This window comes from Flavobacteriaceae bacterium HL-DH10, from assembly GCA_031826515.1.
Taxonomy (GTDB): Bacteria; Bacteroidota; Bacteroidia; order Flavobacteriales; family Flavobacteriaceae; genus Thalassobellus; species Thalassobellus suaedae.
The window spans coordinates 1,028,818-1,043,554 of sequence record CP134536.1 but is presented as its reverse complement, the minus strand read 5'-3'; the positions used below and the strand labels follow the sequence as shown (position 1 = coordinate 1,043,554).

The 14,737-nt window shown below is 31.9% G+C and carries 14 protein-coding genes; 7 read left to right on the top strand and 7 right to left on the bottom strand.

All coding sequences use genetic code 11. The features are described 5' to 3' along the window. Window positions 1-42 precede the first annotated feature (42 nt). Together RHP49_04605 and RHP49_04600 are read right to left on the bottom strand one after the other, a co-directional pair. On the bottom strand, window positions 43-1,389 hold the full coding sequence (locus RHP49_04605; GenBank protein ID WNH13538.1) for a Gfo/Idh/MocA family oxidoreductase: 1,347 nt from the start codon (window positions 1,387-1,389) through the stop codon (window positions 43-45). Window positions 1,390-1,404: 15 nt separating this feature from the next. Beyond that, the gene (locus RHP49_04600) at window positions 1,405-2,763 is read right to left on the bottom strand and encodes a DUF1080 domain-containing protein (protein WNH13537.1); all 1,359 of its coding nucleotides are present in this window, start codon (window positions 2,761-2,763) and stop codon (window positions 1,405-1,407) included. Window positions 2,764-3,041: 278 nt separating this feature from the next. Here RHP49_04600 and RHP49_04595 point away from each other — a divergent pair, with 278 nt between their 5' ends. Beyond that, window positions 3,042-4,634: an NADP-dependent glyceraldehyde-3-phosphate dehydrogenase gene (locus RHP49_04595; protein ID WNH13536.1), complete on the top strand. Its 1,593-nt coding sequence runs from the start codon at window positions 3,042-3,044 to the stop codon at window positions 4,632-4,634. 101 nt (window positions 4,635-4,735) lie between these two features. On the opposite strand, the gene RHP49_04590 is transcribed toward RHP49_04595, so the two are convergent. Beyond that, window positions 4,736-5,866, bottom strand: coding sequence for a glycosyltransferase (locus RHP49_04590; GenBank protein WNH13535.1), 1,131 nt, complete (start codon window positions 5,864-5,866; stop codon window positions 4,736-4,738). A 2-nt stretch (window positions 5,867-5,868) separates the two neighbouring features. After that, the gene (locus RHP49_04585) at window positions 5,869-6,837 is read right to left on the bottom strand and encodes a lysylphosphatidylglycerol synthase domain-containing protein (GenBank protein WNH13534.1); all 969 of its coding nucleotides are present in this window, start codon (window positions 6,835-6,837) and stop codon (window positions 5,869-5,871) included. A 229-nt stretch (window positions 6,838-7,066) separates the two neighbouring features. Between RHP49_04585 and ruvC the strand changes: the two genes are divergently transcribed. The 6 genes from ruvC (at window position 7,067) to RHP49_04555 (ending at window position 11,740) form a co-directional block, all read left to right on the top strand. Next, entirely contained in the window at window positions 7,067-7,669 is a 603-nt protein-coding gene (gene ruvC, locus RHP49_04580; GenBank protein ID WNH13533.1) for a crossover junction endodeoxyribonuclease RuvC, read from the top strand. Window positions 7,670-7,745: 76 nt separating this feature from the next. After that, complete coding sequence (gene hemW, locus RHP49_04575; protein WNH14377.1) at window positions 7,746-8,921, top strand: radical SAM family heme chaperone HemW; 1,176 nt, start codon at window positions 7,746-7,748, stop codon at window positions 8,919-8,921. An 11-nt stretch (window positions 8,922-8,932) separates the two neighbouring features. Continuing rightward, window positions 8,933-9,682 (top strand): cyclase family protein, encoded by a 750-nt coding sequence (locus RHP49_04570; protein ID WNH13532.1) that lies wholly within the window; start codon window positions 8,933-8,935, stop codon window positions 9,680-9,682. An 18-nt stretch (window positions 9,683-9,700) separates the two neighbouring features. Next, complete coding sequence (locus RHP49_04565) at window positions 9,701-10,063, top strand: MmcQ/YjbR family DNA-binding protein (protein WNH13531.1); 363 nt, start codon at window positions 9,701-9,703, stop codon at window positions 10,061-10,063. 182 nt (window positions 10,064-10,245) lie between these two features. Then, window positions 10,246-11,043 carry a hypothetical protein gene (locus RHP49_04560; GenBank protein ID WNH13530.1) on the top strand — a complete coding sequence of 266 codons (798 nt, stop codon included), beginning with the start codon at window positions 10,246-10,248 and terminating at the stop codon, window positions 11,041-11,043. 118 nt (window positions 11,044-11,161) lie between these two features. Beyond that, window positions 11,162-11,740 carry a PhnA domain-containing protein gene (locus RHP49_04555; protein ID WNH13529.1) on the top strand — a complete coding sequence of 193 codons (579 nt, stop codon included), beginning with the start codon at window positions 11,162-11,164 and terminating at the stop codon, window positions 11,738-11,740. Between the two features lie 211 nt (window positions 11,741-11,951). Here RHP49_04555 and RHP49_04550 read toward each other — a convergent pair whose 3' ends face one another. From RHP49_04550 to RHP49_04540, 3 genes are all read right to left on the bottom strand, one after another. After that, the gene (locus tag RHP49_04550) at window positions 11,952-12,380 is read right to left on the bottom strand and encodes a nuclear transport factor 2 family protein (GenBank protein ID WNH13528.1); all 429 of its coding nucleotides are present in this window, start codon (window positions 12,378-12,380) and stop codon (window positions 11,952-11,954) included. Window positions 12,381-12,602: 222 nt separating this feature from the next. Continuing rightward, window positions 12,603-13,703, bottom strand: a complete 1,101-nt coding sequence (locus RHP49_04545) for a DUF4407 domain-containing protein (protein WNH13527.1) — start codon at window positions 13,701-13,703, stop codon at window positions 12,603-12,605. Between the two features lie 86 nt (window positions 13,704-13,789). Beyond that, window positions 13,790-14,650 (bottom strand): EamA family transporter, encoded by an 861-nt coding sequence (locus RHP49_04540; protein WNH13526.1) that lies wholly within the window; start codon window positions 14,648-14,650, stop codon window positions 13,790-13,792. Window positions 14,651-14,737: the final 87 nt, after the last annotated feature.

The following is a 14,737-nucleotide window of genomic DNA, read 5'->3' as shown; positions in this document are numbered from 1 at the left end:
AATAGTAATAACTATCTGTATAGTCAATTATTGTTTTTTTAATTAAACTGGTTTTATCTCCCAGCCTGGTTCGTACGTTCTAGACCATAATTTCATGGCGTCACGATCATATATTCTGCCTGTAACATCATCCACTTCAAAAGACTTGCCAATTCTTGATGAAATGTTAGCATAATGTGTTAACATTTGACTAACAACACCTTGTTCGATAGGAGAAGTTAATATTTCTTTTTCTCTAATAGCTTGAAAAAAGTTTACTGAGTGCCTGGTAGAAAGACCTCCGCCACCGCCAAGAGCGACACCGTCTTCACCACCTAGTAAGATTTTATCTCTAACCAATTTTCCTTTTAAGTCGAATAATTTATAACCATTTCTATCAATAAAAACAGATCCTTCAGAGCCATAAATTATAGTACCTCTTCCAGCACCATATTTATCATAGCCATTTCTGCTTTGTCCATCCCACTGAATCACTTTATTATTAGGAAATTTAAAAGTCGCTTCCATGGTATCATACATTTCCCAGCCATCATTTGGGTATTGGAATTTACCTGAATAGACATCTACAAATTCTGGGTAATCAACATTTAATGCCCAACGAGCAATGTCCAACTCGTGAGTGGCATTGTTTCCTGTTTCAGCTGTTCCAAAATCCCATCCATACCAATGCCAATTATAATCCCAAGTATCGTGCATGTATTCTTTCCGCGGAGATGGCCCTTGATATAAATCCCAATCTAATCCTGCTGGTGGTGCAGCTTTTATTGGAATGGGAACTTCTCCTCTGGAATTCGTGTAAAAAGCAACTGCTTTATAGGCAGTTCCTATTATTCCGTTATGAATATCTTTAATTATTTCAGATGATTCTAAAGAAGAACGTTGTTGGTTACCCATTTGAATAATCTTGTTATACTTTTTTTGATATGCAACAAGTAATTCGCCCTCTCTGGGGTTGTGGCTGCAGGGTTTTTCTAGGTATACATGTTTGTCTGCTTGCATAGCCATGCAAGCACCAGGTGCATGCCAATGATCGGGTGTAGCCATAAAGATAGCGTCTACTCTTTTGTCATCTAAAATAACTCGTATATCGTTTTCTGTTTTAGGGATATAATCAATGGATTTCGAAATGTGTGCAACTGCTTTTTCACGTTGACTTTTCATGACATCACATAAATAAACGAGTTCAACGTTATTCGCTTTATCCGTAATGGCTTCAATATAAGCCCCCCATCGTCTTCCCAATCCTTGAATGGCAATTTGAATTCTGTCATTTGCTCCAATTATTCGCGAATAGCTTTTAGCAGATGCACTTGTAATGCCTCCCGTAAAAGCTAGTCCAACGCCACCTACTGCGGCTTTTTTTAAAAAATCTCTTCTATTTGAACTCATGCTTGAAATACTTTATTAATTTAACTCTCTAACTTTTATACTTCTATAGTGCACTGTGTTTCCATGGTCTTGAAGTAATATATGCCCACTTGGCCATTGACCAAATTTAAACCAATTTTTATATTTACTATATGCAACAAGACCTCTAAACATTTGAGACGATCTATCATATTTTATTACTTTTTCATCGTTAAGCCAGTGTTCAACTTTTGATCCTTTAACAATAATTCTAGCTTTGTTCCATTTACCGATACCTTTAAATTGTTTGTCTCTTCCTGGTGTTGATAGATTTTCTGCTGCTATCAAATCGTACAGAGATCCAATGGTTCTATTACCATTAACTCCCATTTTTGCATCTGGATGGTTCTTGTCATCTAATATTTGAAATTCACACCCAATAGCAGATCCAGGTCCTTTATTAAGTTCAGGATCAACAAAATATTTTATACCACTATTGGCGCCTTCCGTAATTTTAAACTCTAATTCCAATTCAAAACTACTAAAAATGTTCTCAGTAATAATATCTCCAGGACCTGTTGACTCAGCACCATTGGTAGCCAAAATAGTTAATTCACCGTCTTTTATTTCCCAGCCAGATTTTGGAAAATGATCAAGTTTGGCACCTTTCCATCCATTATTGGTTTTACCATCCCAAAGCAATCGCCACCCCTTGTTTTCTTCGTTTTTAGTTAACTTATTAATTAAATAACTTATTTCTTTTACATCTGGATCAACAGCCCAACTATCATTTTCTAAATTAATGCTTTTAATTTTAATGTTCTTCCATTTAATTTTTTTTCCAGCATGATTTTTGTCAGATCCTATACTATGTACTTGCAATGCAATAAAGCCAGAGGGTGTTACGTCATCTACTAAATTAGAACATTGTATGCCATTAATCCAAGTTCTAATAGAATTCCCTATAGCTTCAATTCTACAGCTATTCCAAATGCCATTTTTAAATGCGTGGCGGCCTTTTGGGTTTAAAGCCAGAGGGTAAATCCAGCCTCTCCTTGACTCATCATAAATACCTCCACTAAAAGCACGATCACTTGGATCTAACTCAAATTGATATCCATGTACTTTACCTTCTTTATAATCATTACTACTATTTGACCTAAACTGAACACCTGAATTAATAGTAGGGTCTAATAAAACATCAAATTCTAAAATGAAATCGCTATATTTTTTTTCAGTACATAAAAAACTATTTGGAGTATTGGTTTTTGTAATGCCAATAATTTCACCATTATTCACTTTGTATTCGGCAGTTCCATTAAGCTGTTTCCAGCCTGTTAAATCATTGCCATTAAAAAGAGAAACCCATCCGTTTTCTAAAACTTGTGAAGTGGCTTTAAATCCCGTAAAATTCATTATCAGTAAGATAAAAATGAAAAATAGTCTAAATTGTTGTTTCATTTGTTGGTTTTTTAAAATTAGTGTGCGTACACGTAAATTTTATAATTTTAAATTAATTATCCAAATTTATTTGTTAAAATTTTTACGTAAACGTTTTCGTTTTGAATATTTTTTTCACATTGACTTATTGTGTTAAGAATATGATATTTTTTTATTTGAACCTTTTACTTTAAAGGTGTTTAAGTGGAATATTGGTTATCTTAGCTTTAGTTTTAATAATATAAATTCATATAATGAATACTACTTTTTTTGATATTCCAGAAGCATATAAAATAGAAACACTTTTACATCAAACGACTTATTTATCTGATGGTGAATTAAAAGCATGGGAAGGTGAAACCGCTGAGGTGTATTCTACAATTTCCTCAACAGAAAATTATAAGCCAACATTATTAGGAACGATACCTCAGTTAGGAGAAAAGGAAGCGCTAGGAGTTTTAAATTCTTCGTTAGCAGCATATGATAAAGGTCAAGGTTTATGGCCAACAATGAAAGTTATTGATAGAATTGCTTGCATGGAAAAGTTTGTTGAACAAATGAAAACTAAGCGAGAAGAAGTAGTGAAACTTTTAATGTGGGAAATTGGTAAAAATCTTCCAGATTCTGAAAAAGAGTTTGATAGAACAGTAGATTATATTTACGATACTATTGAAGCTTATAAACAAATAGATAGAGATTCAGCAAAATTTGAAAAAAATGATGGTGTTTATGCACACATTCGTAGAGGGCCATTGGGCGTAGTGTTGTGCTTAGGTCCATATAATTATCCGCTTAACGAAACTTTTACTTTGCTTATTCCAGCATTAATTATGGGTAATCCTGTAATTTTCAAACCAGCAAAATTAGGCGTTTTATTAATTTCACCATTATTAGAAGCGTTTCAAAATAGCTTTCCTAAAGGCGTTGTAAATATTGTTTATGGTAGAGGAAGGGTTCTGGCTACGCCAATAATGAAATCTGGAAAAGTAGATGTGCTAGCTTTAATAGGTAACAGTAAATCTGCTAATGCTTTACAGTCACAACATCCAAAAGGAAATAGACTCCGTATGGTTTTGGGCTTAGAGGCAAAAAATCCAGCAATTGTTTTACCTGACGCCGATTTAGATTTAGCTGTAGATGAATGTATTGCCGGTACTTTATCTTTTAACGGGCAGCGTTGTACGGCATTAAAAGTATTGTACGTTCATGAGTCTGTAGTTGAGGAGTTTAATAGACGTTTTTCTTATAAAGTAGATCAGCTTAAATTTGGTAATCCATGGGATGATGGTTCTAAATTAACACCATTACCAGAAGAAGACAAGCCAGCTTATATTCAAGAATTGATAGATGATGCCAAAGAAAAAGGAGCTCATATTCTAAATAAAAAAGGAGGAGAAACTACCGAGAATTTTATTTTTCCAGCAGTTTTATATCCTGTTACCAAGAATATGAGAGTTTTTGAAGAAGAGCAATTTGGACCAGTAATACCTATAGTTTCTTTTAGTGATATTGAAGAACCATTACATGATATGGCAGAATCAAATTACGGACAACAAGTAAGTTTGTTTGGGAAAAATGTACAAACGCTATCGCCACTTATTGATACTTTGGTAAATTTAGTATGTAGAGTTAATTTAAATAGTTCTTGTCAACGTGGTCCAGATGTGTATCCATTTACAGGACGAAAAGACTCTGCATTTAGCACCTTAAGTGTTTACGATGCATTACGTTCATTTTCTATTAGAACTTTTGTAGCGTCAAAGGATAATGCTTACAATAATGCTATATTAAGTGAGTTGCTAGACAAGAAAACATCAAACTTTATAAGCACTGATTATATTCTGTAAATAGAACAAGGTTTTATATATTAAAAATCTCAAAAGCTTCATTTAGTTTTTGAGATTTTTTGTTTCACAGTAATTTCAATGTGTAAATGGTATTCGTAAGGTTACTTTTTATAAGAGCGTCCTTTCCATTTATAGTTTGAAAATATAGATAGAAAAGCAATGTAAATACTAAAGAAAGGGTAAATTAAAAATCCAAAAACAAAAGATTTCAATATGTCTTTTTGATTAAAAAAAGTAGCCGATTTATAAATTAAAAAGAAGTCGATATTTAATTTTATAAAAAGAATATAAAGCAAAATTTTAAAGTTGAAACTACCAATTAGAGTGAGTAAAACAGTTGCAATTATTAAGGCATTCATAATTAAAACAATGATGCCTGTCAGTTTTCCAAACCAATTGTTATAACTACTTGTTTTTGCCGCCCATCGAAGACGCTGAGATATTAAATGTTTCCACGATGTTTGTGATTCTGTTAAAACAATTGCTTGTTCACATTTTAAATAATGAAGTGCTTCGGGATATTCTTTTGCAACTTTTTCTAATAGAAAAATATCATCACCACTAGCAATGTTGCTGTTGCCTTTAAATCCATTTAATGCTGTAAATAATGCTTTTTGATAACCCAAGTTAGCACCATTACATAAAAACGGTTTTTTTAATCCAAAACCACCAATAGTAGCGCCCTGTAAACTCAGCAAATCGAGTAATTGAAACTTATTTAAAAATGAATTTGTAGACAGGTAGGTTACAGGAGCCGCAATGCATTTAGCATTTGTTTTTTGAATGTATTCGTCAAAACAATCTAACCAATATTTAGGTAAAACACAATCGGCATCAGTAGTAATGATCCATTCGTTTTTTGCTTGGTTTATAGCAGATGTAATAGCATCTTTTTTAGGAGAATTTGTTTTTCTTTCATTTTGTATAATAGAAATATTAGTTATTGTTGGTTTTGTTTTAAGAAAATTTTCAACTACTGAAACTGAATCATCCTCAGAAGCATCATCAACTAAAATAATTTCATAAAGATGCTTTGGGTAATTTAGTGTTTCAATAGATTTTAACAATTCGGATACATATTCAGCTTCATTCCTAAAAGGAATAATCACAGAGAATTTTGTTTTAGAAGGTAAATCTTCTAATTTAAAAACAGAAATTTTATCAAACCCCACAGCAAAACTTCCTATTAAAATGAGATATAAAATTGTTATGATGATACTTGTTAAAACCATTGTTAATTATCGTTTTTAGGAAGCTTAAAGTTAAGTACATAATAGCTTCCGTATATGCTTGGTAATACAAAATTAAGCATCCACATAATGGTGATGATACTTAAAATAGTGAGTTCGTTAATGCCTAAAAAAGCAAATAAATAAACCGCTATACTTCCTTTTATAATCACATCAAAAATAAAAACACTAGGAATTATAGAGGCTAGTAAATACATTGAAGTAATTGCTGTCATGGCATTTAAATACGTTATTTCAGTTTTAAAAACATGGAACAAAAAGTAAAATTGAAATGAAAAAACAGCATATCGTAGTAATGATAATAACCACCCTAATCTTATTTTATTTTTGGGGAAATTTGAAATGAAATCTTTAATTTTTTCAAAAGAAACACCTTTAATGGTAAACTTATTTTTTCTAATTCCGAAGGTAATTAAGGTAATAAAAACGATGCTGATTATTAGTATTATAAAAAGGCTGTTAAGGTTTATATTTATATTGAAATTTGAAATAAAAAGGCTTAAACCTATAATGCCCAAAATAACCGTAATACTCATTTGAAGTAGGTTGCTTATCAAGTTAATAAGCATAATGCGTTTTCGGTAGTTTGAAGTATAGTAAATGGCTTTTGCTCCATATTCTCCAATACGGTTTGGGGTAAATAAAGAAGCTGTTAATGATCCTAAACTTTGTTCAGCAGCATTTTTAAAAGTAATTTTTTTAATAGGAAATACTAAATTTTGCCATTTTAAAATTTCAAAAAACCAATTTAAAAAGCTTAAAATGAGTATAAAAACGATGTTTTTTATTGAAAACGCATCGTTTTTAGTTAAAAAGTCAATAAAAACAGAAAATTGGAGTTCGCTGTTTTTTGTCAGCTTTTGGTAGATGAAATAAAAAGCAGCAACTACGATGCTTAATTTAATAAGTACAAAAAAGAATTGTTTAGTTTTGTATGGTAGCGAATACATCATAAATACAAACGCAAAATAAATCATTAATATACTATATCATCATGATAGTATAGATTTTAATCGAAAAGAATTCCTCTTGGTTCAGCCTTGAGGTTTTCTTTGAAATTGTCATTCCCGTGAAAACGAGAATCAAAATAAAAAATTTTGCTTTTTTACGATGAAAATAAATCGACAAAATATCTCTGTGCTTAAGGCTTGAGAGTAGTTGGTTTTAAGAAATTATTTATTAATGAGTAAAGAAAGAATTATTTTAGGTATTGATCCTGGTACAACCATTATGGGTTTCGGACTTATAAAAGTGGTTGGAAAAACCATGCAGTTTATACAGATGAATGAGTTAGATTTGAAAAAATACGACGATCATTATTTAAAACTAAAACTTATTTTTGAACGTACCATAGAACTTATAGATACCCACAACCCAGATGAAATAGCTATTGAAGCGCCATTTTTTGGAAAAAATGTACAGAGTATGTTAAAGCTTGGTCGTGCACAAGGCGTTGCTATGGCTGCGGGCTTAAGTAGAGAAATACCTATAACGGAATATCTTCCTAAAAAAATAAAAATGGCCATTACAGGTAGCGGTAATTCTAGTAAAGAACAGGTTGCTAAAATGCTTCAAAGTGTACTAGGACTTAAAACATTGCCTAAAAATTTAGATGCTACTGATGGATTAGCGGCTGCTGTTTGTCATTTTTACAATTCTGGTAGAATTGAAGTTGGTAAAAGTTATTCAGGTTGGGATGCTTTTGTGAAGCAGAATAGCCACCCAGCCCCCAAAGGGGGAGCGAAAACACCAACTGTAATAAATTTGCGTAAAAATAAAATTTAGTCCTAATTTTAATAAGTTATTTTTGTCAAGTAATTCATTTAAAGAGCATCGAGAAAACGCTTCCCTTTTGGGGAGGTTGGGAGGAGCTGCCGGCATATACATCCACATACCATTTTGTAAGCAAGCATGTTTTTATTGCGACTTTCATTTTTCAACATCTTTGAAAAAGAAAGACGAATTGATTCAGGCTTTAGCAAAGGAACTGGTTCTTAGAAAAGATGAACTCAAAAACAAAACGATTGAAACCATTTATTTTGGCGGTGGAACACCATCCATATTAACGATTGATGAATTAAAGTTTTTGATTTCTGAAGTGTATAAAAATTACAAGGTTTCAGATCATCCAGAAATTACTTTAGAAGCTAATCCAGACGATTTAGTGTCTGTGCAAACTCAGTCAATAACCATTTTTGAAGACTATAAAAGTATCGGAATAAACCGTTTAAGTGTTGGAATTCAGTCCTTTTTTGAAGACGATTTAAAAAGTATGAATCGCGCACATTCATCAGAAGAAGCTAAAAATTGCTTGGAGATTGCAACACAACATTTTGATAATATAACCATCGACCTTATTTATGGTATTCCTAATATGAGTATGGAGAAGTGGAATGAAAATTTAGAGATTGCTTTTGGTTTCGGAATTCATCATATCTCAAGTTATGCGCTTACTGTTGAACCTAAAACAGCTTTGGATACTTTTATTAAAAAAGGAACTTATCCGCCAATTGATGAAAATTTAGCACTTCAGCATTTTAATCATTTAATTGAAAAAACAACGGAGCAAGGATTTATACATTATGAGATTTCAAACTTTGGTAAGCCAGACTATTTTTCAAAACACAATACGAGTTATTGGCAAGGGAAACCGTATTTAGGGATAGGGCCTTCTGCGCATTCATATTCTAAAACACAACGTAGTTGGAATGTGGCTAATAATTCAAAATACATTCAAGCCATTCAAAATAACAACTTACCAAGTACGGTTGAGGTTTTGTCAAAAAAAGATCAGTATAATGAATATGTTATGACTGGTTTACGGACTATTTGGGGTGTTTCATTAGCTAAAATTGAAAATGAATTTGGACAAGAATTTCTTGAACATTTAAAATCTTCCGCAGAAAAATTTATAAAACAAGACTTACTTGTCATTGCGAGTGAAACGAAGCAATCTGTTCAATTAGAAAAACTAATAACAACCCAAAAAGGAAAGTTTTTAGTTGATGGAATCGCTTCTGAACTATTTATGATTTAGTATATTTGAATATGCTAGCTACTATTCAATACAATTCAAGAAAACTCCAAATAAATTTATCAAACCCAATCGATATTTCTATACCCCTGCGGGCTTCAAAAAGCAATGTAAATGCATGGTATATTGATGAGCCTAAAATAGAGCCAGTAAAAGACGACCAGTGGATTGCTAGTGTAAAAGATGGCGCGTGTATAAATTTTAACAATATTACTTTTAATCCGCATGCTCATGGTACGCATACTGAATGTGTTGGGCATATTACCGAAAAAGTACATTCTATAAACCAGAATTTAAAACAGTTTTTCTTTTTAGCAGAAGTTATAACAGTCGCTCCAGAAAAGCTGAACGGTGATTTTGTAATTTCAAAAAAACAATTACAATTTGCAATAGGTAATAAAAAAAGGGATGCTATTGTTATAAGAACAATTCCTAATACGAACGAGAAACTTAGTAAACAATATTCGGATACTAACCCAACTTATTTGTTAGAAGAAGCAGCTATTTATTTAAGAGAAAAGGGTATTAAGCATTTGCTTATAGATTTACCAAGTGTAGATAAAGAACGCGATAATTGCGAATTATTGGCTCATAATGCTTTTTGGAATACCAAAGGTAAGACACGGTTTGATGCCACTATTACAGAGTTTATTTTTGTGCCGAATACGGTTGATGATGGTTCTTATTTTTTAAACCTTCAAATAGCACCTTTTGAAAACGATGCAACACCCAGTAAGCCTATTTTGTATAAAATAATGGGCTGATGAGCTAAACGTTAAATAATGAACATAGAACAACTTCGCAATTATTGTTTAAGCAAAAAAGGAGTAACAGAAGATTTTCCGTTCGATCAAGATACTTTGGTTTTTAAAGTGTTAGGTAAAATGTTTGTTTTGGCTTCTTTAAAAAAATGGGAACAAGGCGAGGCGTCTATAAATTTAAAAGCAGATCCAGAATATTCTGAAGAGCTTAGAGTTAATTATAACAGCATCCGCCCTGGATTTCACATGAGCAAAAAGCATTGGAATACCCTTTACTTACACGAAGACGAATTGCATCCACAACTTGTAAAAGAGCTTATAGACCATTCTTATAATATGGTAATAAAAGGCTTGGCAAAAAAGCTTAGAGACACTTTGAGTTAGATTAAAAAAATCACTATTTGTAAAACCTATGCTTTTTTATTGTATATTTATTACATAGCTCTTTCCCCTAATTATTGTTTTAATAGCATTTTCAAGAAAGTAAAATATCTTGTCATGCCCCATAATCTTAAATTAGTTTAAACATTATTAACTATTAGTATAACTTAAATTTTTAACAGATTATGAAAACAACCAATCGATTTTTTGCAGCATTTATAATAATGCTTTTATTATTTAGCACTTCAATTATTTCAGCCCAAGATGACGAGAAACGTCCTATGTATTACACTGTAACAACCATGTATTGGGATAGTGATAGTGATATGTCTATGGATGACTGGAAAGCTGGAGAAAAAGAGTATATGGAAAAAGTAACCTCAAAGAATGAGCACATTTCAGGAGCTTGGTACTATACACATCTTTTGACTCCTAATAGTAATGAGGTATTATATGTACAAGGTTATCCTAGTTGGGAAGCTATTGATTTATCAGGAGCCAGAAGTGCCGAACTCGAGAAAGAGGCATGGCCAGAGGAAGAGGCTAGAAAATCATTTTTAAAGAAAATGGGCTCTGCCTATGCAGATTTTCATTCAGATGAAATTTATGCCATCTTACCTGGAGCAAAAGTTGTGTCAGAAGAACTATCCGATGATGCCATTTTGTATATACGAAAAAATAAAAGAGCATTTCCTGAAGATGGAACCATGGAAGAGCTTCGTGATTTTAGTAAAAGAATGGTTGAAAATGTTATCAATAAAAATGATTACTTAAAAGGATATTATCCTTGTCAGCACGCTTGGGGTTCTGATAGAAGAGACTTTATACAAGCTTTTATGTTAGATTCTATGGATGATTTAAGTAAAATGTTTGATAAGAATCGTGAATTAATGAAGGAAGCTTTCTCAAAAGAGGAAGGCAAAAGCATGGGTAAATATTTTAAAAGCCATGGCGATTATATATATGCCATTGTTAAATTATAAAAGCAAAAAAATGTTTAAAAAGGGTGCTCATCAGCACCCTTTTTTATTATGATAATTGTTCTTGTAACACCTATATTTTAAGTGTATTTTTGTAAAATCAAATAGAATACAGAATAAAATGAGCGTACTACAAACACTAAAAGATCGAAGTAAAAATGCATGTGAATTATGCACATCCAATAAAGAGTTGTCACAATATACAATTCCACCTTCATTAAATGAAAATGTAGCAAACGATGTATTGGTTTGCAAAACCTGTTTAGATCAAATAGAGGGGAATGTTGAAATGGATACAAACCACTGGAGATGTTTAAACGATAGTATGTGGAGTGAGTTTGTAGCAGTGCAAATTATGGCTTGGAGAATGCTTCAAAGATTACGTAATGAAGGTTGGCCAAAAGATTTACTAGATATGATGTATTTAGACGATGAAGCCTTAGCATTAGCTCGTGCAACAGGTGAAGATAAAGACGAAAGCGAAAAAATTATACATAGAGATGTTAACGGTGTTATCCTTGATAATGGCGACTCGGTTGTTTTAGTAAAAGATCTCAAAGTAAAAGGCTCTAGCATGGTGGCTAAACAGGGAACTGCTGTAAGAAACATTCGCTTAGATAGAGATAATGCCGAATATATTGAAGGTAAAGTGGGCGCACAACAAATAGTTATTATAACTAAATACGTTAAAAAATTATAGAATTTGCGTGTTACCCCGAAAAGGAGTCAGGCTTAATTTGTTTGTTCTTATTTTATAATATTGAACTCATGAATATAAACATTTCGGTACTCGCTTTCCGAAAAAAATAGGGATAGCTTATGCAAATACTTCAATCCTTAACACAATAAAAAAACACTTGTAGTTTTGAATTCAAAACTACAAGTGTTTTTTTTATTCTCATATTTCTTGTTTAACAAGAAGTATCAGCAATAATCTTCCATTCGCCATCAATCTTTTTGAAAACAAGCATAAAAATACCATCGGCATTACCAACTTCGCGTTTTAAATGAAATTCTCCCAAAACATAATAAGCACCATCACTTATTTTACTAATGTCATTAATTTTATAACTTAATGTTCCTGTGTGATCTTTTGTAGGATAGCTTCTTAAATAACGATCTAAAGTGTTTTCCCATCCGTAGGTAATACCATTACTGCTATAAAACTTAAGAGAGTCACTTTTCCAGTAACCTTCCATAAATGCTTCAATATTATCTTTAGACCAAGCAATACGTTGTGCTTTTAAAACTTTATGAATGGCTTTTTTGTCTTGCTCTTCAGTTTGGGAGTAGCTATTAAAAGCAGAAATAATACAGATTAATATGATGAGTTTTTTCATGTTTTTTTAAAGTCTTTAAATAGTGGTTTTGCTTTAATTAAGCTTGTAAGGTGTTTTCTAATTTACGTATTACAACATGTAAAAATTAATCTTTTTACATAAGAGGTAAAAATAGGAAATCTTGTTTAAAAGATATTAATCGTCGATTAATTAAAGTAGTTATGTTTTTTTATTCAATAATATTATTATTTTAAATCTTAAGACCAGCTTAATATAATAATATCACAAAACGTTTTTTTGATGTTTAAAAAAAGCATCGGCTTGAAGTTGCATAAGTTCTCTCGCTTTTTTACGCTTGTATGTATATAATTCGTCTTCGTTTTCTAGGTCAGTGTAAATACGGTCATTAATAGCAAAATCTGCTTTTAACATGGCGTCTCTCTGACTTTTGTTTTGAAGTACGTTTGTTTTTATAGTGGTTTCCTGATCTTCTAGCTTATAATCATAGGCACTTTTGGGGGATAAAAGTTTCGCTAGAATGGGAGAGGTTTCAATAGCTAAAAACAATAAGAAAATAAAAAAGGATGGAAGCCATGGCAATTTGCCTAAGGCATTAACTCGTGCCATTAAGCCATCAAAATTACTAATAATAGGTTGTGTTGTTGTAACCTGATTTTCATAATCATCTTTTAGTTGCGCTATTTGGTTTTCAATAGCTACTATTTTTGCTTTGTTTTCTACTTTAAGTTGTTCTAATTCTGCTAAAAGTGCGTCGTGCTTTTCTCTTTTTTCTTTATAAACAGGACCTTTTCCTAAAAGTTTTGTGCCTGCGGTTCCTTCTGCTTCAGATATATAAGTATTGTAAAGTGCGTTTACTTCAGCTTCTTTGGTTTCTATGTCTTTTTGTAGATTAGTTATTTCACTTTGAAGCGAAGCGATTGTTGGTGTGAATTGTTCAGAGATTTGATTTTTATTAGCAAGGGTTAATTCGTTTTTTTGTTCTAATAAAACCTGATTAATTTCTTTTTCAAAAATCTTTAATTCTAAAGGTTTTGAAATTACAATGGCAATAATAATAGCTAATAAGATTCTGGGAGATGCTTGAATTAATTCATTAATAATATTTCCTGTTTTCTTGATGGTAGAAACAATATAACGGTCTAAATTAAAAATGAGTAAGCCCCAAATAAGTCCGAAAAATATAGATGTATATACGTTGTCGAAAACAGTATAAAGCGCATAGCTACCGGCTATAAAAGCTATAACAGCTGTAAAGAAAACAGTAGCACCAATACCAGCATATTTGTTTTGTTCGCCTTTAGAGCATTGCTCTAAAATATCGGTATCTGCTCCCGAGCAAATAATGAAGAATTGCTTTAACATAATGATTGATTTTGATTGATGATTGTCTATTAGAACGCAAAACGTATCAAAATGTTACATTATTTAGGATGAAAATAGTATTGTATTTACCCTTTTCTAGACCGCACACTCTCAATAATAACGGTAGCAAGAATGAGTGAGCCTCCAAAAAATGTATTCAAGGTGGGAATTTCATTTAAAAATAAAAAAGCAATGATAATCCCGAAAATGGGCTGAATACTACTAATAATACTAGCTGTGCTTACCGAAAAATGTTTAAGACTATTAACCAGCATGGTGTGACCAACGGCAGTTGTGATAAGCGCTAGGGTAATAATATAGGGAAATTGTGTGGTGACATTTGAAGTGTCCATAAAAAACAGAGTAGGTAATAAAACAAGAGTTAGAACTGAAACTTGATAAAACATAATGTGTGTGCCATTATACATACTTATAAGTTTTTTAGACATGATATTTCGTAAAGCATAGCATATTGCTGATAATAATCCGAATAGAACTCCTTGTACATGTGTGCTTTCTAAATTAAATTCTGGAGCCAATATGTAAATGCCAAATAAAACCATAAGGCTTAATAAAATATATATAGGTTCAAATTTTATTTTAATGAAAAAAGGTTCTAATAAAGCTGTTATTATGGGATAGGTAAATAGCGATAACATGCCAATAGCTACGTTTGAAAGTTTTAACGCATAAAAATAAAATATCCAATGTCCGCCCATTAATAAAGCGCTTATTATTATAGAACTGGCATCTTTTTTAGAATATATTTTTAAGTCGAATTTTTTATATCTACAAAAAGTAAATAAAAATAGTGCGCCCAAAATACTACGCCACCAAATAACCACAGGTGTTGGCATGTCTATATGTTTTCCTAAGGCTCCAGAGGTGCTAATGAAAAGCGTTGCTAATGAAAGTTGAATAAGATGTGTTGTATGTTGGTTTTTCATTAGTTGAATATAGTACGGGTTTGCGTTAGCGATTGCAGAGAAAATCCTTTTGTTTTTTTTACAAAAGATTGCAACGGAAAGCGCGAC